General features: G+C 70.8%; 22 protein-coding genes. 2 read left to right on the forward strand and 20 right to left on the reverse strand.

What is annotated here, in order from left to right; all coding sequences use genetic code 11:
• Positions 1-119: 119 nt before the first annotated feature.
• The 7 genes from QM572_RS08965 to QM572_RS08995 form a co-directional block, all read right to left on the reverse strand.
• Positions 120-1,130, reverse strand: coding sequence for an inorganic phosphate transporter (locus QM572_RS08965; protein WP_415092212.1), 1,011 nt, complete (start codon positions 1,128-1,130; stop codon positions 120-122).
• The gene (locus tag QM572_RS08970) at positions 1,127-1,744 is read right to left on the reverse strand and encodes a DUF47 domain-containing protein (protein WP_415092214.1); all 618 of its coding nucleotides are present in this window, start codon (positions 1,742-1,744) and stop codon (positions 1,127-1,129) included. The genes QM572_RS08965 and QM572_RS08970 overlap by 4 nt, the downstream gene beginning before the upstream one ends.
• Before the next feature lie 86 nt (positions 1,745-1,830).
• Positions 1,831-2,610, reverse strand: a complete 780-nt coding sequence (pstB, locus tag QM572_RS08975) for a phosphate ABC transporter ATP-binding protein PstB (RefSeq protein ID WP_415092215.1) — start codon at positions 2,608-2,610, stop codon at positions 1,831-1,833.
• A gap of 2 nt (positions 2,611-2,612) precedes the next feature.
• Positions 2,613-3,536, reverse strand: a complete 924-nt coding sequence (pstA, locus tag QM572_RS08980) for a phosphate ABC transporter permease PstA (protein WP_415092216.1) — start codon at positions 3,534-3,536, stop codon at positions 2,613-2,615.
• A complete protein-coding gene (pstC, locus tag QM572_RS08985; RefSeq protein WP_415092217.1) occupies positions 3,533-4,441 on the reverse strand; it encodes a phosphate ABC transporter permease subunit PstC in 909 nt (302 codons plus the stop codon). The genes pstA and pstC overlap by 4 nt, the downstream gene beginning before the upstream one ends.
• Entirely contained in the window at positions 4,438-5,538 is a 1,101-nt protein-coding gene (gene pstS / locus QM572_RS08990) for a phosphate ABC transporter substrate-binding protein PstS (protein ID WP_415092218.1), read from the reverse strand. Before pstS ends, pstC begins: the two co-directional genes overlap by 4 nt.
• A 202-nt stretch (positions 5,539-5,740) precedes the next feature.
• Positions 5,741-6,625 carry an NUDIX hydrolase gene (locus tag QM572_RS08995; RefSeq protein WP_415092219.1) on the reverse strand — a complete coding sequence of 295 codons (885 nt, stop codon included), beginning with the start codon at positions 6,623-6,625 and terminating at the stop codon, positions 5,741-5,743.
• Between the two features lie 19 nt (positions 6,626-6,644).
• Between QM572_RS08995 and QM572_RS09000 the strand changes: the two genes are divergently transcribed.
• Complete coding sequence (locus QM572_RS09000) at positions 6,645-7,616, forward strand: hypothetical protein (RefSeq protein WP_415092220.1); 972 nt, start codon at positions 6,645-6,647, stop codon at positions 7,614-7,616.
• A 3-nt stretch (positions 7,617-7,619) separates the two neighbouring features.
• Here QM572_RS09000 and QM572_RS09005 read toward each other — a convergent pair whose 3' ends face one another.
• The 10 genes from QM572_RS09005 to QM572_RS09050 form a co-directional block, all read right to left on the reverse strand.
• Entirely contained in the window at positions 7,620-7,766 is a 147-nt protein-coding gene (locus QM572_RS09005) for a hypothetical protein (RefSeq protein WP_415092222.1), read from the reverse strand.
• Positions 7,767-7,943: 177 nt separating this feature from the next.
• Positions 7,944-8,336 (reverse strand): hypothetical protein, encoded by a 393-nt coding sequence (locus tag QM572_RS09010; protein WP_415092224.1) that lies wholly within the window; start codon positions 8,334-8,336, stop codon positions 7,944-7,946.
• Positions 8,337-8,570: 234 nt separating this feature from the next.
• Positions 8,571-8,774, reverse strand: a complete 204-nt coding sequence (locus tag QM572_RS09015) for a cold-shock protein (RefSeq protein ID WP_045548871.1) — start codon at positions 8,772-8,774, stop codon at positions 8,571-8,573.
• 217 nt (positions 8,775-8,991) lie between these two features.
• Positions 8,992-9,174 carry a DUF3073 domain-containing protein gene (locus QM572_RS09020; protein ID WP_415092227.1) on the reverse strand — a complete coding sequence of 61 codons (183 nt, stop codon included), beginning with the start codon at positions 9,172-9,174 and terminating at the stop codon, positions 8,992-8,994.
• Positions 9,175-9,322: 148 nt separating this feature from the next.
• Positions 9,323-10,426 (reverse strand): phosphoribosylformylglycinamidine cyclo-ligase, encoded by a 1,104-nt coding sequence (gene purM, locus QM572_RS09025; RefSeq protein ID WP_415092229.1) that lies wholly within the window; start codon positions 10,424-10,426, stop codon positions 9,323-9,325.
• Positions 10,427-10,436: 10 nt separating this feature from the next.
• Positions 10,437-11,906, reverse strand: a complete 1,470-nt coding sequence (purF, locus tag QM572_RS09030) for an amidophosphoribosyltransferase (protein WP_415092231.1) — start codon at positions 11,904-11,906, stop codon at positions 10,437-10,439.
• A 1-nt stretch (position 11,907) separates the two neighbouring features.
• Positions 11,908-12,294, reverse strand: coding sequence for a sterol carrier family protein (locus tag QM572_RS09035; RefSeq protein ID WP_415092233.1), 387 nt, complete (start codon positions 12,292-12,294; stop codon positions 11,908-11,910).
• Positions 12,295-12,298: 4 nt separating this feature from the next.
• Positions 12,299-12,709 (reverse strand): VOC family protein, encoded by a 411-nt coding sequence (locus QM572_RS09040; protein WP_415092235.1) that lies wholly within the window; start codon positions 12,707-12,709, stop codon positions 12,299-12,301.
• 9 nt (positions 12,710-12,718) lie between these two features.
• Positions 12,719-14,095 carry a dipeptidase gene (locus QM572_RS09045; protein WP_415092237.1) on the reverse strand — a complete coding sequence of 459 codons (1,377 nt, stop codon included), beginning with the start codon at positions 14,093-14,095 and terminating at the stop codon, positions 12,719-12,721.
• Between the two features lie 23 nt (positions 14,096-14,118).
• Positions 14,119-14,733, reverse strand: coding sequence for an ArsR/SmtB family transcription factor (locus QM572_RS09050; RefSeq protein ID WP_415092239.1), 615 nt, complete (start codon positions 14,731-14,733; stop codon positions 14,119-14,121).
• A gap of 66 nt (positions 14,734-14,799) precedes the next feature.
• Here QM572_RS09050 and QM572_RS09055 point away from each other — a divergent pair, with 66 nt between their 5' ends.
• On the forward strand, positions 14,800-16,044 hold the full coding sequence (locus QM572_RS09055) for an MFS transporter (RefSeq protein WP_415092241.1): 1,245 nt from the start codon (positions 14,800-14,802) through the stop codon (positions 16,042-16,044).
• A 63-nt stretch (positions 16,045-16,107) separates the two neighbouring features.
• On the opposite strand, the gene QM572_RS09060 is transcribed toward QM572_RS09055, so the two are convergent.
• The 3 genes from QM572_RS09060 to QM572_RS09070 form a co-directional block, all read right to left on the reverse strand.
• Entirely contained in the window at positions 16,108-16,956 is an 849-nt protein-coding gene (locus tag QM572_RS09060; protein WP_415092243.1) for a hypothetical protein, read from the reverse strand.
• A gap of 110 nt (positions 16,957-17,066) precedes the next feature.
• Complete coding sequence (purL, locus tag QM572_RS09065) at positions 17,067-19,427, reverse strand: phosphoribosylformylglycinamidine synthase subunit PurL (RefSeq protein WP_415092245.1); 2,361 nt, start codon at positions 19,425-19,427, stop codon at positions 17,067-17,069.
• A gap of 22 nt (positions 19,428-19,449) precedes the next feature.
• On the reverse strand, positions 19,450-19,992 hold the full coding sequence (locus tag QM572_RS09070) for a TetR/AcrR family transcriptional regulator (RefSeq protein ID WP_415092247.1): 543 nt from the start codon (positions 19,990-19,992) through the stop codon (positions 19,450-19,452).
• Between the last annotated feature and the right edge of the window lie 130 nt (positions 19,993-20,122).

The following is a 20,122-nucleotide window of genomic DNA, read 5'->3' on the forward strand; positions in this document are numbered from 1 at the left end:
CGCGGTGGTCTACTGGCTGCTGAAGCTCGTCCTCCTCTGACGCCGAGTGGGGCTTCTCCTCACCCCGAGTGGGGGCGAGCCTCGCCCCCACTCGGGGTGAGGGGAAGCCCCACTCGGCGTCAGAGGAGGACGAGGCGGAGCACCCAGTACACCGCCGCGGCGACGATGCCCGCGGCGGGGAAGGTCGAGACCCAGGCGAAGAGGATGTTGCCGGCGACCGACCAGCGCACCGCGTTGAGCCGCTTGCTGGCCCCGGCGCCCATGATGGCCGAGGTGATCGTGTGGGTCGTCGAGATCGGCGCGTGCCACAGGTACGCCGTGGAGTACAGCACCGCGGCGCCGACCGCCTCCGCGGCGAATCCCCGGGCGGGGTCGAGGTGGATGATCCGCCGGCCGAGCGTCCGCATGATCCGCCAGCCGCCGGAGTAGGTGCCGGCCGAGATCGCGCCGGCGGCGCCGATGATGACCCAGAGCGGCAGTCCGTCCGTCGCGGCGGCGTGACCCGAGGCGACCAGCGCCAGGAAGATCACGCCCATCGTCTTCTGCGCGTCCTGGAGGCCGTGGCCGAGCGCCAGCGCGGCGGCGGAGACGGTCTGCGCCATCCGGAAGCCGCGCAGCACCTTGACCGCCGGGCGTGCCCGGAAGATCCACATGATCGCGAGCATCACCAGGAAGGCGAGCGAGAAGCCGACCAGCGGCGACGCGACCATCGGGATGAGCACCTTGTCGACGATGGTCTGCCAGTGGATGTCCGCGACGTCCGGGCCGGCGGCGATCGCCGCTCCGACCAGCCCGCCGATGAGCGCGTGCGAGGAGGAGGACGGCAGCCCGAAGTACCACGTGATGAGGTTCCAGGTGATCGCGCCGAGCAGCGCCGCGAGGACGATGACGAGCGCGTGCCGGGCGTCGGCGGCGTCGAGGTCGATGGTGTCGGCCACGGTGTGCGCGACCTTCTGGCCGAGCAGCGCGCCGACGAAGTTCATCACCGCCGCGAGCGTGAGCGCGACCCGCGGCGTCAGCGCCCGCGTCGAGACCGACGTGGCGATGGCGTTGGCGGCGTCGTGGAATCCGTTGGTGTAGTCGAAGGCGAGGGCGATGACGACGACCGCGACGACGATCGCCAGCGTCATGACTCTTTGAGGGCGATCTGCTCGATGATGTTGGCGACCCGCTCGAACCCGTCGATGGCCGCCTCGAGCTTCTCCACGATGTCCTTGAGCTTGAGCACCTCGACCGCCTTGTACTCCCCCGAGAAGATCTGGGCGAGGATCCGGCGGTGGTTCTTGTCGCCGGTATTCTCCAGGCGGTTGACCTCGATCCAGTAGTCCTCCAGCGACTTCATCGACTGGAGCCTCGGCATCGCGGCGGCGGTCAGCTCGGCGCAGCGCTGGAGCACCGCGACCTGGTCGCCCAGCTCCGGGGGCAGCACCTTGACGGCGTACACCTGGATCATGTCGACGACCTCGTCCATGTCGTCCATGACGTCGTCGAGGCCGCCGCCCAGGTCGTAGATGTCCTCACGGTCGAACGGCGTCACGAAGACCGAGTTCACCCGCTTGACGATCGCATGGGTGGTCTCGTCGGCCGCGTGCTCGGCCTCGCGCATGCGCCGGGCGACGTCCTCGCGGTCGGCGGTGGGGTCGAGCATCTCGGCAAGCAGCCCGGCACCCACGACGAGGTGCTTGGCCGACTCGGTGAACAGGTCGTAGAACGAGGTGTCTACCGGGCGGATACGGAATCGCACCCGCCAAACTGTAGGGGAACGGCCCGGTTCGGGGCATGTCGGCGGGGTCGGCCGCGGAGACGCCGACCGGTCCCTCCGACCTGTCCCTAGCCGAAGCGGCCGGAGATGTACTGCTCGGTGGCCTCGTTGTCCGGGTTGGTGAACATCTTCTTCGTCGGGTTGAACTCGACCAGATGGCCGGGCTGACCGGCCGCCTTGAGGTTGAAGAAGCCGGTGTCGTCGGAGACGCGGGCCGCCTGCTGCATGTTGTGCGTCACGATGACGATCGTGTAGCGGTCCTTGAGCTCGTGGATCAGGTCCTCGACGGCCGCCGTGGAGATCGGGTCGAGTGCCGAGCAGGGCTCGTCCATGAGCAGCACCTCGGGCTCGACCGCGATGGCGCGGGCGATGCAGAGCCGCTGCTGCTGGCCGCCCGAGAGGCCCATGCCGGGCTTGCCGAGGCGGTCCTTGACCTCGTTCCAGAGGTTGGCGCCGCGCAGCGACCGCTCGACGATCGCGTCGGCGTCGGACTTCGACAGCCTCTTGGCGTTGAGCCGGTTGCCGGCGATGACGTTCTCGTAGATCGACATGGTCGGGAACGGGTTGGGCCGCTGGAAGACCATGCCGATCATCCGGCGCACGGCGACCGGGTCGACCTCGGGGTCGTAGAGGTCCTGGCCGCCGACGGCGATCTTGCCCTCGACGCGCGCGCCGGGGATGACCTCGTGCATCCGGTTGAGGGTGCGCAGGAAGGTCGACTTGCCGCAGCCGGACGGACCGATGAAGGCGGTGACCGACCGGGCCTTGATCGTCATGTCGACGCCCTCGACGGCCTTGAAGTCGCCGTAGTAGATGCTGACGTCGCTGACGTCGATGGAGGTGGCCATGCTCAGCCCTTCCTAGGGGAGAAGATCCAGCTGATCACGCGCGCGATGACGTTGAGCACCATCACGAGGACGATCAGGATGAGCGCCCCGGACCAGGCGTGCTGGATGCCGCTCGGGGTCGCCTGGAGATATTGGGTGTAGATGTAGACCGGCAGCGTCATCATGCGGCCGTCGGCGAGGTTGTAGTTGACCTTCTCGAACGTGCCGACCGCCACGAGCAGCGGAGCGGTCTCGCCGATCACGCGGCTGATCGCCAGCACGACGCCGGTCACGATGCCGGCCAGCGCCGTCGGGATGACGACCTTGGTGATCGTGCGCCACTTCGGCACCCCGAGCGCGTACGACGCCTCGCGGAGATCCGTCGGCACCAGCCGCATCATCTCCTCCGCGGAGCGGACGACCGTGGGGATCATGAGCAGCGAGAGCGCGATCGAGCCCATCAGGCCCATCCGGGTCCCGACGCCGAAGATCAGCGTGAAGAGCGCCAGCGCGAAGAGGCCGGCGACGATCGACGGGATGCCGGTCATCACGTCCACCAGGAAGGTGATGACCTTGCCGATGCGGTTCTTGCCGGCGTACTCGACGAGGTAGACGGCGGTGAAGAGGCCGATCGGGACCGAGATCACGATCGCCCCGAGGGTGACCATGAGGGTGCCGATGAGCGCGTGCGCGAGGCCCGCGCCGACCTCCAGCTTGCCGGTGTCGGGGTTGAGCCGCTGCACCATGTCGTGCGTGAGCAGGTCCATGCTGATCCCCGGCACGCCCTTGCTGATCACGACCCACATCAGCCAGACCAGCGGCACGAGCGCGACCGCGAACGCGCTCCAGATGACGGCGGTGACGGCCCGGTCCTTGTACCGCCGGGCGCGGTCGATGACCAGCGGCCGCGAGGCGGGGGCGGGCGCCTTCTCGAGGAGGGTGCTCATGCGGCCCTCCCGCGCGAGGAGATCGCCCGGGCGGCGAAGTTCACCACGAAGGTGAAGAGGAAGAGCACCAGGCCGGTGGCGAGGAGCACGGTCTGGATCCGGCTGTCCTCCGAGTTGTAGTTCGACGCGATGTTGGACGCGATGGTCGCCGGGTTCGTCGAGGAGATCAGGTTGAGGCTGACGATGGGCGTCGCGGAGAGGACCATGGCGACGGCCATCGTCTCGCCGAGCGCGCGGCCCAGGCCGAGCATGACGCCCGCGACCATGCCGGAGCGGGCGTAGGGGAAGACGGCGTAGCGGATCATCTCCCAGCGGGTCGCGCCGAGCGCGAGGGCCGCCTCCTCGTTGAGGCGCGGGGTCTGCGCGAAGACCTCGCGGCAGATGGCGGTGATGATCGGCACGCACATGATCGCCAGCACGATGCCGGCGACGAGGATCGTGCGGCCGGTGGCCGACGCCGGACCCTTGAAGAGCGGGATCCACGAGGCGTGCTCGGCCAGCCAGCTCTGGATCGGCTGGAAGGCGACCGCGAGCGAGCGCGCGCCCCAGAGACCGAAGACGACCGAGGGGACGGCGGCCAGCAGGTCGATCAGATAGGCGACCGGGGTGGCGAGGCGACGCGGCGCGTAGTGGGTGATGAAGAGCGCCAGCCCCACCGAGAAGGGCACCGCGATGACCAGCGCGATGACCGCGGCCAGCGTGGTGCCGAAGAGCAGGCGGCCGGCGTACCCCCAGAAGTTGTCGGTCGACGGACCGTAGATCTCAGGGTCGGCGTTGACGCCGGGCAGGCCCTTGATCAGCAGGAAGACGAAGACCGCCGCCAGCGTGACGAGGATGGTGAGGCCGGAAGCCAGGGCGAGGCCGGAGAAGATCCGGTCGCCCTGGCTCCGAGGGGTCTGCGTCACTTCGCGGCGATCTTGTCCAGGATCGCCGTGGCCTTGTCGGCGATGTCGCTCGGGAGCGGAGCCGACAGCGCGTTGGCGGAGGCGGCCTTCTGGCCGGCCTCGGACACGATGTACTTGCCGAAGCCCTTGACGATGTCGGCGGTGGCCTGGTCGTCGTAGGTCTGGCAGGCGAGGAGGTACGACGCCAGGAAGACCGGGTAGACCGAGGCGTCCGTGGACGTGCGGTTGATGTCGTAGACCAGCTCGGTGTCGGCGGTGCCGCTGGCGAGCTCGGAGGCCGCGAGGCCGGCGGCGGCGCCGTCGGCCGACGGGGCGACGAAGGAGTCGCCGACCTTGACCGAGACCTTGCCGAGGTCGGTGGACGCGACGGCGGAGTCGTCGGCGTAGCCGATGGTGCCCTCGCCGTCGGTGACCGCGCCGATGACGCCGGCGGTCTTCTCCGCGCCCTCGCCGGTCTGGGTCGGCCAGTCGCTGCTGTGCTCGGTCTTCCACGTGCCGCCCGACGCCTTGTAGAGGTAGTCGGTGAAGTTGTCGGTGGTGCCCGAGGAGTCGCTGCGGTGCACCGGCGAGATCGCCGTGTCGGGCAGGTCGACACCGTCGTTGAGGGCGGCGATCGCGTCGTCGTTCCACTTCGTGATGTCGCCGCTGAAGATCTTGCCCAGCGTGGCGGCGTCGAGGTTGAGGCTGTCGATGCCCGGCAGGTTGAAGATGACGTCGATCGGCGAGATGAAGACCGGGATCTCGATCGGGTCGGTGTCGCCGCAGGCGGCCTTGGCCTTCTCCAGGTCGGCGTCCGGGATGGCGGAGTCGGAGCCGGCGAACGCGTAGGCGCCGGAGTAGAAGTTGTCGCGGCCGGTGCCGGAGCCGACCGGGTCGTAGCTGATGGTCACGTCGGGGTTGTCGGCGCCGAAGCCGGCGCGCCAGGCCTCCTGGGCCGTCTCCTGAGCGGAGGAGCCACCGGCGGTGACGGAGCCCTTCAGTCCGCTCGCGGCGTCGCCGTCGGAGCTGTCGGAGGACCCGCAGGCGGTCAGGGTGGTGGCGGCCGCGAGGGCGGCGACGCCGGGCACGATCACCCGGCGGAGGGAAGTGGCGTTCACTTCTGTTGTCTCCTTGAATCTTCGATGATGTCGCGGAGACGCTAGGAAGCCGAAGTGACCTGCTTCGGAGGCCAAGGTGAACACGAGATGACCCCACGATGCCGTCTTGGTGGACCCGAGCGGCCGTGCGAGCGAAGCCACGGTGAACTCCGCCGCGCGGCCCTTGACGGCAGGCTCGGAGGCGTGGTGGAGAACGCGTCTCTCAGAGTCGCTCGACGGCGAGGAGCTCGCCCTTGCGCAGGTGCAGGACGAGCAGCTCGCCCTTCTCGAGCCCGGGGTCGGCCAGGCCGAAGGCCGCGGCGACGGTCGGCAGGACCGGCCGATGGGTGCACACGGCCACGGGACGCCTGCCCGGCAGCCCCGCCACGAGCGCGCGGGTCAGTGGTGGGGTGGCGCCCTCCTCGCTGAGGAGCGCCTCGGTGGCGGGCGTGAGGCCGGCGGCGCCGGCGTACGGGGAGACGGTCTGGACGCAGCGGGCGCTCGGGCTGGTCACGATCCGCTCCACCCCGTAGGCGGCGAGCACCGGGACCAGCCGCTCGGCACGGGCACGGCCGGCGGCGAGCAGGGGGCGCTGGCGGTCGTCGCCCCGCCACGTCGACCGAGCGCGCGACTCGGCGTGCCGCACGATCACCACGGTGCGCGTACGCCGGGGCTCGACGAGCGCCTCGCGGAGCGTCTCGCGGTCGTAGTCGTAGGTCAGTCGCCTGCGGGCCTTGGCGACTGGCACCCACGCCACCTCGTCGATCTCGTCGTTGACGGCGTAGGCGGCGACGTCGTGGCTCGTGCCCGGCAGCACCCGCCCGATCCAGTAGTGGACCTGCTTCGGCCCCCGGGAGGTCGCGTAGCGCTGCGTGGCCAGTGGCCGGCCGAGCCGGATGCGCAGCCCGGTCTCCTCCTCCACCTCGCGTACGGCGGCGGCGACGGTCGTCTCGCCTGGATCGCGCTTCCCCTTGGGGAACGACCAGTCGTCGTACTTCGGCCGATGCACGAGGAGGACCTCGCCGCCCTTGCTCCCGGGGCGGAAGACGACCGCCCCCGCCGCGACGATGTCGGTGAGGTCGGTGAGGTCGGCACGGCGCTGTGACACCTGACTAGTGTGTCTGATCGTGCGGAGGTCGGCGGAGGCGAGGCGTCGTGCCGTCGTCGTGGCAGCCGCCGTCCTCGCGCTGCTGCTCATCTGGGGCGGCTCGGCGTGGTGGCACGCCGCCCACCGCTCGGGCCTGGTGCGCGGCCTCGAGCTCGTGCCCGGGGACGCCCAGCGGATCTCCTGGACGGACTGGTCCGCGATCGTCGACGAAGTCGGCGCGACCGGCGGCACCGACGGGATCCTCGACCGTGCCTACGCCGCCGACCTCTCCTCGGTCTCGGCCCTGGTGACCTCGGCCTCGGAGCTGGACCGGCTCGGGCTGCACCTGAGCGACGTCGAGTGGGAGCTGTTCGCGCAGGCCGACGACGGAGCCGTCGAGGTGCTCAAGGTCGCCGACCCCGAGACATGGGCCGCGACGCTGAAGAAGGCCACCGACCCCGAGCTGGGCCTCACCCCGGAGCTGCAGAACGTCGAGCTCCGCGACGGGCTCGTGATCACCAGCGACAACTCGGACTACGCGACCAAGGTCGCCGACCGCGACATGGTCGACCCGAACCCGCAGATGGTGGCGGCCGCGTCGGCGCTGAGGACGCCGCTGTCCGCGGTCGTCTACTCCGGTGACTACACCTGCGGCCACCTCGCGATGAGCCAGGCCGACGAGCTCGACCAGGCCCAGGCGCGTGTCCTGCTCGAAGCGGCCGGCGGCGTCGACCCGATGACCGGCTTCGCGATGGGCTACGCGCCCGACGCGGGGCACGTGCGGGTGGCGATGCAGTTCGAGAACGACGCCACCGCCCGGCACGACGCCGACTCCCGCGCGACGCTCGCCACCGGGGACGCTCCCGGCCAGGGGGGCACCTTCCGCGACCGGTTCCGCCTGGGCAAGGTCGAGGCGGACGGGTCGCGGGTCACGATGGACCTCACGCCCCGGAAGGACCAGTCGGTCCTGTCGGACCTCTCGTCGGGCCCGGTCCTCTGGGCGAGCTGCTAGGGCCTAGCCGCTCAGGCCGAGGATCTCGTCGATCTCGGCCTGGGTGAGGTGCTCGTCGGTCTCGCTCGCGGCCACGATCAGGTTGGTGGTCAACTCCACCTCCTGCATCAGGTCCGCGTCCTCGAGGGACGCGTCGAACGACTCGGTCACGGTGATGACGTACCCATCGCTGGAACGGTGAAACCCCACGGACGGTCAAGGAACATCTCGCTCGGTCAGGAACGACGCTCACACGAAGGCGTGGGTCATCTGGCGCGACGACGCGATCCCGGGTAGGCCGGTGATCCGTCACGACTGGATTCCCCGGCGCGAGCGGGCCGCGACCTACTAGTTCCAGCGACTGCACAGGTCCTGATGGAACGCATTCAGTGTCATCGTCGGACCCACGTCCCCGTCGAGGGTGCCGTCCGCAGCTGAACCGAGATCGCTGATCACGTTGTCGGCGGGCAGGGTGGCAAGGCCGGCGAAGGTGAAGGTCGCTTGGTTCGACCCCCCCGAGCCCTTGTGACTGCCCCATGCCCAGGCCGTGGTCAGGCCGGGGACCTGCTCGAGGTCAGTCGTTGCGGTCCACCCATCGGTGAGGTTCTCGAGGTCGATGGTCGCTGATCCGGTCACTGGCTTGGTGGTCTTGTAGGACCCGATGACCTTCGACTTGCCGCCGCCGAGCATGTGGCGAATTTCGATGTGATCGAACGATCCCTCGCAGGTGTGCAGGGTCACCACGGGATGGCCGGCAGAGTTGTACCCGACCGCGATCCCACCGTCCGGTGTGTCCTTCTCGAGGAACGCACAACCCGAGAGGCTGAAGACGGCGGCTGCGGCGGCGACCGCGATGAACGGCCGAGGGGCCCTCACCAGTAGTCCTTTCCAGACTGTCGCCGTCGACGTGCCGTGGGACGAATCAGGCCGGCGCCCCGAAGGGGCACCGGCCTGTTGTCGTACTCGCGATGGAGATCAGAGAGGACGGACGTTCTCCGCCTGCGGGCCCTTGGGGCCCTGCGTGACGTCGAACTCGACCTTCTGGTTCTCATCGAGCGACTTGTAGCCGTTGGTCTGGATGGCCGAGTAGTGCACGAAGACGTCGTCGCCGCCGTCCTCCTGCGCGATGAAGCCGAAGCCCTTCTCGGCGTTGAACCACTTAACGGTGCCCTGAGCCATGTGCTCTTGTTCTCCTTAGTCGGGGCGAGAGGAAGCCAGAATCGACATCCTCACAACGCAATGCTGCCTACGCCTTGACCGAACGACCCGACGGAACTGCACCTGTTGCAGGCATGAGACTACCAACGCAGGGCTGGAACGAAACCTTCGACCACATGAAGGTTCTGCAACGGACGTGTGACACGGGGTCACCGCGACCCCGTGGGACCCCGCAGGGTCAGTCGCGCGAGTCCTCCGCGTAGTCCGACCAGGCGCCGTAGTCGGCGTCCTGCTCGCTGTCCGCAGGATCATGCCCGCCGTGCAGCTCGCGCGCCAGGGCACCGAAGTCCGTGTCCTGAGTGCGGTACTTCAGGTCGCGAGCGACCTTGGTCTGCTTGGCTTTCGCTCGGCCGCGCCCCATAGGGTCAGCCCCCTCGCACGTAGGCCGGGGCCACAGGCTCCCGGGCATCTCACAAAGATATCGTGAGCCCTACGCTACCCGGTGGGATGCGGTATCCGCACACTGACGACCAGTTTGCGTGTTCGCCGTCCGCGAATTGAGGTGAACGTCACCAACCGGGGTGCTGGCCGACCATCGAGACGCGCCCGGCCAGGCCGTCCGCGGCCGCCGTGACCTCGCCGGCCGCCCAGGCGTGGATGCCGCTCTCGGCCAGGATCGCGAGCGTCGCGTCGACGCCCTCCGGGGCGGTGAGGGCGATCATGCCGACGCCCATGTTGAGGGTGGCCTCGACGTCGGGCTGCGCGACGTCGCCCGTCCGGCGGACGAGGTCGAAGATCGGCGCGGGCGTCCAGGTGGAGCGGTCGACCGTGACCGACACGGTGCCGGGGACAACGCGCTCGAGGTTGGCCGCCAGGCCGCCACCGGTGACGTGGCTCATCGCGTGGGTGCCGGCGACCTCACGCGCCAGGCGCAGCGCGGGCCGGGTGTAGAGCCGGGTGGGGACGAGGAGCTCCTCCCCCAGCGTCGAGCCGAGCTCGTCGACGTGCCGCTCCAGGGCCCGGCGGCGGCCGGAGGCGTCCAGGCCGCCGAGGAGGACGTGGCGGACGAGGCTGTAGCCGTTGGAGTGCAGGCCGCTGGAGGCCATCGCGATCACGACGTCGCCGGGGGCGACGAGGTGGGCGCCGAGCAGGCCGTCGGCCTCGACCACGCCGGTGGTGGCGCCGGCGACGTCGTACTCGTCGGGGGCGAGGAGGCCGGGGTGCTCGGCGGTCTCGCCGCCCACGAGGGCGGTGCCGGCCTCGGCGCAGGCCATGGCGATGCCCTTGACGATCGCGGCGATCCGCTCGGGGACGACCTTGCCGGTCGCGATGTAGTCGGTCATGAAGAGCGGCTCGGCCCCACAGACGACGAGGTCGTCGACGACCATGCCGACGAGGTCGAAGCCGATCGTGTCGTGGATGTCCATCGCCTGCGCGATGGCGACCTTCGTGCCGACGCCGTCGGTGCTCGTGGCCAGCAGCGGCTTCCGGTACGACGTCAGCGCGCTCGCGTCGAAGAGGCCGGCGAAGCCGCCCAGCCCCCCGAGCATCTCCGGCCGGCGGGCCTTCTCGACCCACTCCTTCATCAGGTCGATGGCACGGTCGGCGGCCTCGATGTCGACGCCGGCGTCGGCGTAGGCGCTCTGCGCCGGAGACTCAGTGGCATGGGTCACAGGGCGGTCCTCACGGGTTGTTGAGCACGGGCAGGGCCTTGCCGAGCGTCGGCGCGGAGAGCGACACCTCCAGGAGGTGCTTGCCCAGCTGGCTCTCGTCGGGAAGCGGCACGGGGTAGCTGCCCGTGAAGCAGGCGGTGCACAGCGCGCTCATCGGCTGACGGGTCGCGTCGACCATGCCCTCGAGGGAGATGTAGCCGAGCGAGTCGGCGCCGATCGACGAGGCGATCTCGTCGACGTCCAGGCCGTTGGCGATCAGCTCGGCGCGGGTCGCGAAGTCGATGCCGTAGAAGCAGGGCCACTTCACCGGTGGGCTGGAGATCCGGACGTGGACCTCGAGCGCCCCGGCCTCGCGGAGCATCCGGACCTGGGCCCGCTGGGTGTTGCCGCGCACGATCGAGTCGTCGACGACGACGATCCGCCTGCCGCGGATCATGTGCTCGAGCGCGTTGAGCTTGAGCCGGATGCCGAGCTGGCGCAGCGTCTGGGACGGCTGGATGAAGGTGCGGCCGACGTAGGAGTTCTTGACGAAGCCCTGGCCGAAGGGGATGCCGCTCTCCTCGGCGTAGCCCGTGGCGGCCGGGGTGCCGGACTCGGGAACGGGCATGACGAGGTCAGCCTCGACGGGGAACTCGCGGGCGAGCTGGCGCCCCATCTCGACGCGGGCCTCGTGGACGCCGCGGCCGGCGATGGTGGCGTCGGGGCGGGCGAGGTAGACGTACTCGAAGACGCAGCCCTTGCGCTCGGGCTGGGCGAACTTGCGCGAGCGCAGGCCGTCGGAGTTGATGACGAGCAGCTCGCCGGGCTCGACCTCGCGGACGACGCTCGCGCCGATGGTGGCCAGCGCGGCGTCCTCACTGGCCACGACCCAGCCGGTGTCGAGCCGGCCGAGCACGAGGGGCCGGATGCCGTGCGGGTCGCGGGCGGCGTACAGGGTGTCCTCGTCCATCCAGACGAGGCAGTAGGCACCGCGGATCTGGGGCAGGAGCTCCATCGCGCGGTCCTCGACGGAGGTGTCGGGGTGGTGGGCGAGCAGCTCGGTGAGGAGGCTGGTGTCGTTGGTCGAGATCGCGCCCTGCGAGCGCTGGATCTCCAGCTCGTCGGCGGGCGAGGGCAGCAGGTCGACGAGGTCGCGCAGCTCGTGGGTGTTGACGATGTTGCCGTTGTGGCCGAGCGCGATCGAGCCGACCGAGCTGGGCCGGAAGGTCGGCTGCGCGTTCTGCCAGGTGCTCGCGCCGGTGGTCGAGTAGCGCGCGTGGCCGACGGCCATGTGTCCTTGGAGCGAGTCGAGCTTGGTCTCGTCGAAGACCTGCGAGACCAGGCCCATGTCCTTGTAGACGAGGATCTGGCGGCCGTTGCTCACCGCGATGCCGGCCGACTCCTGGCCGCGGTGCTGGAGCGAGTAGAGGCCGAAGTAGGTGAGCTTGGAGACCTCTTCGCCCGGCGCCCATACGCCGAATACGCCGCACACAGGTGCCATCCTACGGGCGGCGGCCGCTTCTCCGGGCATCTCGGCGGTCGGCGAGGGGGAGCCACGGGGCGAGGTCGGTGCGCTCGCCGCTGGCGCGGACGGCGGGGCCGGCGTCGGCCCAGGCGAGGTCGCCGGTGGCGAGCCGGATCCAGGTGAGCGCGTCGGTCTCGACGACCGCCGGCGGGGTGCCGCGCGTGTGCCGGACGCCCTCGACGCACTGGACGGCGGCGTACGGCGGCACCCGGACCTCGACGCTGCGGCCCGGCGCCCTCGCCTCGAGGAGGGCGAGGAAGTGCTTGGTCAGGAGCTTGAGGTCGGCCCGCTCGGCGCTGCCCGCCTCCACGCGGCCGAGCGCCTCGGCCACGGCGAGCGGGGCGGCGGGTCGCAGTCGCGGCACGCGATCAGTCCTGGCCGATGTTGACCATCCACGCGACGCCGTAGGAGTCGACCAGCTGGCCGTAGAAGTCGCCCCAGACCTGCTTCTCCAGCGGGACGTGGACGGTGCCGTCGGCGGCGAGGGCCTCCCAGTAGCCGCGCAGCTCGGCCGCGTCCTCGGCCGGCCCGGAGAGCGAGACGACGATGTTCGTGCCCGGCGTCGTCTCCATCCCGGGCGGGGTGTCGGAGGCGAAGAGCGTGTAGCCGCTCGGCGTGACGAGGGACGCGTGCATGACGAGGGTCGCGATGTCGCCCTCGGAGCCGAGATCGCCGAACGTCCAGACCGTCAGCTCGCCGCCGAAGACGCTCTTGTAGAGCTCCATCGCGTCGCGCGCGTCGTCCTTGAAGCGGAGGTAGGGGTTGAGCTTGGTCGCCATGGCTGCAACCTAGGGCATGGCTCCGAGGTTGCGCAGGAGAAGGGCCTCGGCGAGGAGGACGCGCTCGAACTCGGCGAGGTGGAGACCCTCGTTGGGGCCGTGGGCGCGGGTGTCGGGGTCCTCGACGCCGGTGACGAGGACGCTGGCGCCAGGGAACGCCTCAAGGAACTCCGCGATGAAGGGGATCGAGCCGCCGACGCCCATGTCGATCGGGGCGGTGCCGTCCCAGGCCTCCGCGAAGGCACCGCGCGCGGCGTCGTACGCCGGACCGCTGGCCTCCAGCGCGATCGGCTCGCCCGCGTCGACGAGGGTCGCGGTGACGGTCGCGCCCCAGGGCGTGTGCTTCTCCAGGTGCGCGCGCAGGGCGGTCTCGGCGTCCTTCGCGGTGTCCCCGGGCGCGATCCGGATCGTGACGCGGGCGCGGGCGGAGGGGACGAGGGTGTTGGAGGCGCCGGCGACCTTGGGCGCGTCGAGGCCGGTGACCGTGATGGCGGGCTGGGTCCAGAGCCGCTCGACGGCCGGGCCGGTGCCGACCCACTCCAGCCCCGGAAGGGCGCCGGACTCGGCGCGCAGGCGCTCCTCCGGGTAGTCGACATCGGCGGCCGGACCGCGGTGGAGCCCGGCCACGGCCGGAGTGCCGTCGTCGTCCCAGAGAGTGCCGAGGAGCTTGATCAGCGCCATCAGCCCGTCCGGCGCGAGACCGCCCCACATGCCGGAGTGGACCGCGTGGTCGAGCGTGGCGACCTCGACGTCGACCCGGATGAGGCCGCGCAGCGACGTGGTCAGCGCGGGCACGCCGATGTCCCAGTTGCCCGAGTCGGCGATGACGATGACGTCGGCGCGGAGGTCGTCCTCGAACTGGCTCAGCAGCTGCGGGAGCGTCGCGGACGCCACCTCCTCCTCGCCCTCGATGAAGAGCCGGACGTTGACGGGGAGGTCGTCGCCCAGCGCCCGCAGAGCCGCGACGTGGGTGAGGACGCCCGCCTTGTCGTCGGCGGCGCCACGGCCGTAGAGGCGGAGCTCGCCCCGGCCATCCGGACGCGCGGTCGGCTCGAAGGGCGCGGAGTCCCAGTCGGCGGGGTCGTTCTCGGGCTGGACGTCGTGGTGGGCGTAGAGCAGCACGGTGGGCACGTCGCCCGCACCGGGGCGGGTCGCCCGCTTCTCGCCGACGATGGCGGGCGGGGCGCCGTCGAAGGCGCGCACGATCCGGGCGTCGACGCCCTCGTTGCGGAAGAGCTCGAGGGTGGCGGTGGCCGACCTCTCGACCTCGGCCAGCCGCTCGGGGTCGGCGCTGACGGACTCGATCCGCACGAGGGCCTTCAGATCCTCGATCACCCCGGGGAGCTCGGCCTGGACGCGGGTCTTCAGCTCGTCGGTGCTCAGCATGATCGCCAGCCTATTCGCCGGGCTCAGGCGTCGGTGGGTGGGCCGAAGCCGCGCACGCGGACCGGCGCCGGGACGTCGTCGAGGACATCGGGATAGGGCTGCATGAGCTGATAGACGGAGTACGTCGTGCGCTCGGCGTCGCCGCCGTCCTCCCTCAGCCGCCGGCGCCAGCTCTCCACGACCGCATGGAGCTCGGCGCTCAGGGCCAGGACCTCCTCGCCGGTCAGCCGGATGGCCTCCTCGGTGACGACCCGCTGCACGTCGTCGTCTCCGGGCCGGGCGTAGGCGGACTCGACCAGGTGGTGGCCGCGGGCCGTCGCACTCCGATGGAAGACCTCGACGGCGGCGGGACCGCCCGGCTGGGCGAGGACGTCGCTCGTGCGGAAGCTGATCCCGTCCTCGGCGGCCAGTCGCCAGACCCGGTCGCGCCTGTCCCGGGCCTCCTCGGGAGCCTCCGCGACCAGGCCGTACTTCGCGAGCTGCCGCAGGTGGAAGCTGGCCTGGTTGGCCGGGATGTCGAGCGCGTGGGCGAGGTCGGCGGCGCGAGCCGTGCCCGCGGCGCCGAGCTCGGCGAGGATCCGGTTGCGCGTCGGGTGGGCGATCGCGCGGAGGATGCGCGGGTCGTCGTACGTCGCCATGGGAGCATCCTAGCGATTTCGCACGACATATTGCGCAATGATTATTGCGCACCTAATGTTGTGGATATGACGGGATTCCGGGATCTGGCGCACAACCGGGACTTCACCGTCCTCTGGATGGGGCAGACGCTGTCGGCGCTCGGCACCCGGGTGAGCGGCTTCGCGTTCCCGCTGGTGGGCTACGCGCTGACGCACAGCGCCTTCTGGGCCGCGGCCGCGGAGGCGGCACTGCTGGTCGGGCTGGTCGGGATGCTGTTGCCCGGCGGGGTGCTCGCCGACCGGCGCGACCGGCGGCGGTTGATGCGAGGCGCGATGCTGCTCGGCATCGCGTCCTACACCTCGTTGGCGGTGGCCGGCATCCTCGGCCTGCTGACACTGCCGCACCTGCTCGTGGCCGCCTTCGTGTCGGGCGTCTCGACCGGGCTCTTCTCCCCGGCGGAGTCCTCGGCGATCCGGACGATCGTTCCGACCGAGGACCTGCCGGCGGCGTACAGCCAGATGCAGGCGCGCGAGCACGTCGCCTCCCTGCTCGGGGCACCGCTGGGCGGCGCGCTGTTCGGCATCACGCGATGGCTGCCGTTCCTGGCCGACGCCCTCAGCTATGCGGTGGCGTGGGCGATGCTGCTCCGCCTGCGCACTCCCCTGCCGGCGATGGCCCGCACCGGCGGCCCGACGCGACCGGCGGCCGACATCCGCGAGGGGCTCGCGTTCTGCTGGCGGGTGCCGCTCTTCCGGGTGATCCTCTTCTGGGCGCCGTGCATCAACCTGCTCGCCAACGCGCTCTTCCTGCTGCTGATCCTCCGTCTGATCGCGGCGGGCGTCGCGCCGCTGACGATCTCGCTGATCGAGGTGGCCGGCGGGATCGCGGGCATCGTCGGCGCCGCGATCGCACCGTGGCTGATCGAGCGCGTCCCCACCGGAATGCTGGCGATCGCGATCTCCTGGCTGCAGCTGCCGATGCTGATCCCGCTGGCGATCTGGAACAGCCCCTGGCTGGTCGCGGCACTGCTCGCCTTCGTGCTCCTGATCAACCCCGCGGGCAACGCCGGCGCGGGCGCCTATCGGACCGCGATCACACCTCCCGAGCTGCTGGGTCGGACCCAGTCGGCGATGCAGTTCGTGGCGATGGCAACCATGCCGGTGGCGCCGCTGCTGGCCGGCGTGCTCCTGACCCACCTCGGCGGTCGTGAGTCGGTCCTCGTGATCGGAGCGCTGCTCATCGGCGTCGCGCTGATCCCCACCCTGTCGGCGTCGGTCCGATCCGTCCCGCGCCCGGAGGTCTGGCGGGCCGCTGCGTCCGTCTCGACGTAACTGCTGGTCAATGGCTGGCGGAGGAGCCGGATCGGACGGTTTCACCAGCAGTTGCGTCCGCTGTCAGGTCCAGGTGAGCGGGCCGGCACCGAGACGGCGTGAGAACTCCGCCCGGCCGGGGTCGCGGTAGAGGCTCGACTCCAGCAGATCTCGCCAGGGTCGGACGCTGAGGCGCCGCCCGGTGACCGCGCCGATCGGCTCGAGGACGACCTCCGGCGTCTGGAGGAGATGCCTGGCGACGTACGCCCGCCGCGTGCGGCCGATGTCGGCGAGACGTCGCTCCCGAGCCAGGTCGTCGAGCTGTACGACGGCGTCACGATGCTGCGCGCCGTCGTACTCCTGGATCTGGCCGGTCTCGTCGACCATCAGGTCGACCCGTGCCACGAAGCGGCCGCGCTCGTCGAAGAGATCGACCTGGGGCGTCACCACGACACCGCAGGACACGTGGAGCAGGCGGAGCATCGTCTCCCACGCCGACTCCGACCGCCCGTCGGCGAGCTCCAGCGCGGCCCGGAGGAGGCGGACGCCGCGACGCTTCCGGCGCGCGATGATCGCCAGCTCGTCGAGCGTGCACAGCCTCTGGTGAAGCGCCGAGTCGAGGAGGACCACGGCGTCGAGGAGGCCGAGGTGGCGACAGCAGCACACCAGGCACTCGGCCACCGTCACGACCCGCGCGCCGCCCACGGTCATCGAGGCCGGAGCGACGGGATGGCGGATGACGACCAGGCCGTCGCGGACGGGCGTGGTCTCGTACTCCCGACGCGCCAGCGCCGCCATGACCGGCAGGTCGGCCGGCAGGGGCGGCAGCCAGAGCCCGTGGGCACGGGCGGCGGAGAGGCCGGTGAACGCGGCCCCGGCCGGGAGCACCTTCTCCCATGCCCGCAGCTCGGCAAGTGCCTCCGCCTGCGCCAACGCCGGCGGCTTCGCTGCTGGCTTAACTGCTGGTGAAAGCGGGTTGCGCAGGCCAGCTGGGCGGGTTTGACCAGCAGTTAAGTCTCGTGAGTCTGGGCGGGCGGGGCGGGTCAGTGGTTGGCGGGGGCGGCGGCGGAGTCGCCGGAGAGAGCGTTGGGGAGGGTGCGGCGCCAGGTGTCGGCGAGCTCGGTGACAGGGATGTCGAAGAGGCCCTCGACGGTCACCGTGGCCCCGCCAGTGACCCCGATCTCGGTCACCACCACGCCGGCCGCCGACGCGGCACGGAGGAAGGCGGCGCCGTCCTCCAGATGCGTCGTGACGAGGATGCGGGCCGAGGACTCGGAGAAGAGCGCGACGAACGGGTCGGCGAACGCGGGGGCCGAGAGGGCCACCTGCGCCCCGATGCCCGACAGGATCGAGGCCTCGGCGAGCGCCTGGGCGAGGCCCCCCTCGGAGAGGTCGTGGGCCGACGTCACCAGGTCGCGCGCAGCGCGCAACAGGGCGGCGTTGCGCTGCTCGGCGGCGAGGTCGACCAGCGGCGGGAGACCGCCGAGGTGGCCGTGGACGACGTGGGCCCACTCCGACCCGGAGAGCTCCTCGCGGGTCTCCCCCAGCAGGAAGATCCGCTGGCCCGGCGCCACGAACCGCGAGGGCGTACGCCGGGTGACGTCCTCGATCACGCCCAGGGTCGCGACGACGGGCGTGGGCAGGATCGCGACCTCGCCGGTCTGGTTGTAGAGCGACACGTTGCCGCCGGTGACCGGCACGCCGAGCTCCAGGCAGGCGTCCTTGAGCCCGGCGCAGGCCTGGGCGAACTGCCACATCACGGCCGGGTCCTCGGGCGAGCCGAAGTTGAGACAGTCGGAGACCGCCAGCGGCGTCGCCCCGACGGTCGCCACGTTGCGGTAGGACTCGGCGAGGGCGAGCTGCGCGCCGGCGTACGGGTCGAGCTTGGCGAACCGCCCGTTGCCGTCCGTCGCCACGGCCACCCCCAGCCCCGACGACTCCGAGACCCGGATCATCCCGGAGTCCGAGCCCTTGGAGAGCACCGTGTTGCCGCGCACGTAGTGGTCGTACTGGCTGGTGATCCACGACTTGTCGCAGAGGTTGGGCGAGCCGACGAGGCGCAGCCACGTCTCCCGGATCTCGTACGGCGTCGAGGGCCGTGGCAGCCTCTCCGCGACGTCCGCCTGGAGGTCGTCCTGCCACTCGGGCCGCTGGTAGGGCCGCTCGTAGACGGGGCCCTCGTGCGCGACCGTGCGGGGGTCGACGTCGACGATGGTCCGGCCGTGGAAGTCGATGACCAGCCGGCCACCGCCGGTGACCGTCCCGATCGTCGCCGCCTCGACGTCCCACTTCGCGCAGATCGCGTAGAACCGCGCCTCGTCCTCGGGCGCGATGACGGCCATCATCCGCTCCTGCGACTCGCTCATGAGGATCTCCTCGGGGGTGAGCGTGGAGTCGCGCAGCGGCACCCGCTCGAGGTGCACGTGCATGCCGCCGTCGCCGGCCGCGGCGAGCTCGGAGGTGGCGCACGAGATGCCCGCGGCGCCGAAGTCCTGGATGCCGCGGACGATGCCGGACGCGAACAGCTCGAGCGTGCACTCGATGAGCAGCTTCTCCATGAAGGGGTCCCCGACCTGCACCGAGGGGCGCTTGGCGGGGCCGTCCTCGTCGAACTCGACGCTCGCAAGGATGGAGGCTCCTCCGATGCCGTCGCCGCCGGTCCTGGCGCCGTACATGATGACGAGGTTGCCGGCGCCGGAGGCCCTCGCGAGATGGAGGTCCTCGTGGCGCAGCACGCCGACGGCCAGCGCGTTGACGAGCGGGTTGCCGAGGTAGGTCGGATCGAAGACGACCTCGCCGCCGATGTTGGGCAGGCCGAGGCAGTTGCCGTAGCCGCCGATGCCGGCGACGATTCCGGGCAGCACCCGGTGGGTGTCGGGCTCGTCGAGCGGGCCGAAGCGCAGCGGGTCCATCACCGCGACCGGCCGGGCGCCCATGGCGAGGATGTCGCGGACGATGCCGCCGACGCCGGTGGCCGCGCCCTGGTACGGCTCGACGTACGACGGGTGGTTGTGCGACTCGACCTTGAACGTGACCGCCCAGCCCTCGCCGACGTCGATCACGCCCGCGTTCTCCCCGATCCCCGCGAGCATCGCGCCGGGCGCCCCCGAGTCCGAGTCCGCGTCCGAGTCCGACCGACGTTGGGCAATCGCATCCGAAAGCTCGCCGAACTGCCGCAGGTGGACCTTCGAGGACTTGTAGGAGCAGTGCTCGGACCACATCACCGAGTACATCGCCAGCTCGGCCCCGGTCGGCCGGCGCCCGAGGATGTCGCGGATGGCGGCGTACTCGTCCTCCTTGAGCCCCAGCTCGGACCACGGCTGGACCTTGTCGGGGTCGCCCGCGGCGACGGAGACGGTGTCGAGATGGGCAGGCTGACCGGGCTGATCGGGCGACGTCGTCACGGCCGCCAATCTACCGTCGCCGTCAGGCGAGGAGACCGTCGGCCACGACGGTCAGCAGCGGCTTGACGGCGCCCGGGCCGAGCTCGCTGTTGTCGATCACGGCGGCGATCCCGCCCACCAGCCGGACCATCTCCATCGCGTCGACGTCAGGACGCATGCCGGGCAGGCTCGCGCGGACGCGCTCGTTGGCGTTGAGATACGTGCGGCACTTCATCGCGTACGGCGAGTCCGGATCGCCCATCGCGGCCGTGATCCGCCACGCCGCGCCCTTGTGGGCGGTCAGGAAGCCGGCGTACGACTCGAGCCAGGCGAGCAGGCGGTCACGGTCGTCGCCCTCGACGGCGAGCGCGGTGTCGACGGCGGCGCCGACGGTCTCCGCCCAGGCGAGCATCGCCGCCTCGTAGAGCTCGTCCTTGGTCTTGAAGTGGCGGTAGAGCGTGCCGGCGCCGACGCCGGCCGCCTTGGCGATCTCGTCCATCGAGGTGGCGTCGATGCCCTTCTCGCGGATGAGCGCCCGACCGACCTCGATGATCCTGTCGCGATTGCGCGCCGCGTCCGCCCGCATGCCGTGATCCACCTCTCGTGCCGATCCCACTTGATAAACGGAGACTGTCTCCGCTAATGTTCTCATCAAGCGGAGAATCTCTCCAATTAAAGCCTACCTCGGCCTCACCAGGCCAGAACAGGACTCCCTC

The sequence above is a fragment of the Nocardioides sp. genome (assembly GCF_047607365.1).
In the GTDB taxonomy this organism is placed as follows: domain Bacteria; phylum Actinomycetota; class Actinomycetes; order Propionibacteriales; family Nocardioidaceae; genus Nocardioides.

Excerpts from the sequence above, each read along its gene's own strand:
- QM572_RS08965 (WP_415092212.1), bottom strand. The coding sequence starts at position 1,130 with ATGACGCTGGCGATCGTCGTCGCGGTCGTCGTCATCGCCCTCGCCTTC.
- pstB (WP_415092215.1), bottom strand. The coding sequence starts at position 2,610 with ATGGCCACCTCCATCGACGTCAGCGACGTCAGCATCTACTACGGCGAC.
- pstA (WP_415092216.1), bottom strand. The coding sequence starts at position 3,536 with ATGAGCACCCTCCTCGAGAAGGCGCCCGCCCCCGCCTCGCGGCCGCTG.
- QM572_RS09015 (WP_045548871.1), bottom strand. The coding sequence starts at position 8,774 with ATGGCTCAGGGCACCGTTAAGTGGTTCAACGCCGAGAAGGGCTTCGGC.
- QM572_RS09020 (WP_415092227.1), bottom strand. The coding sequence starts at position 9,174 with ATGGGGCGCGGCCGAGCGAAAGCCAAGCAGACCAAGGTCGCTCGCGAC.
- purF (WP_415092231.1), bottom strand. The coding sequence starts at position 11,906 with ATGGCACCTGTGTGCGGCGTATTCGGCGTATGGGCGCCGGGCGAAGAG.
- QM572_RS09040 (WP_415092235.1), bottom strand. The coding sequence starts at position 12,709 with ATGGCGACCAAGCTCAACCCCTACCTCCGCTTCAAGGACGACGCGCGC.
- QM572_RS09045 (WP_415092237.1), bottom strand. The coding sequence starts at position 14,095 with ATGCTGAGCACCGACGAGCTGAAGACCCGCGTCCAGGCCGAGCTCCCC.
- QM572_RS09050 (WP_415092239.1), bottom strand. The coding sequence starts at position 14,733 with ATGGCGACGTACGACGACCCGCGCATCCTCCGCGCGATCGCCCACCCG.
- QM572_RS09055 (WP_415092241.1), top strand. The coding sequence starts at position 14,800 with ATGACGGGATTCCGGGATCTGGCGCACAACCGGGACTTCACCGTCCTC.
- QM572_RS09070 (WP_415092247.1), bottom strand. The coding sequence starts at position 19,992 with ATGCGGGCGGACGCGGCGCGCAATCGCGACAGGATCATCGAGGTCGGT.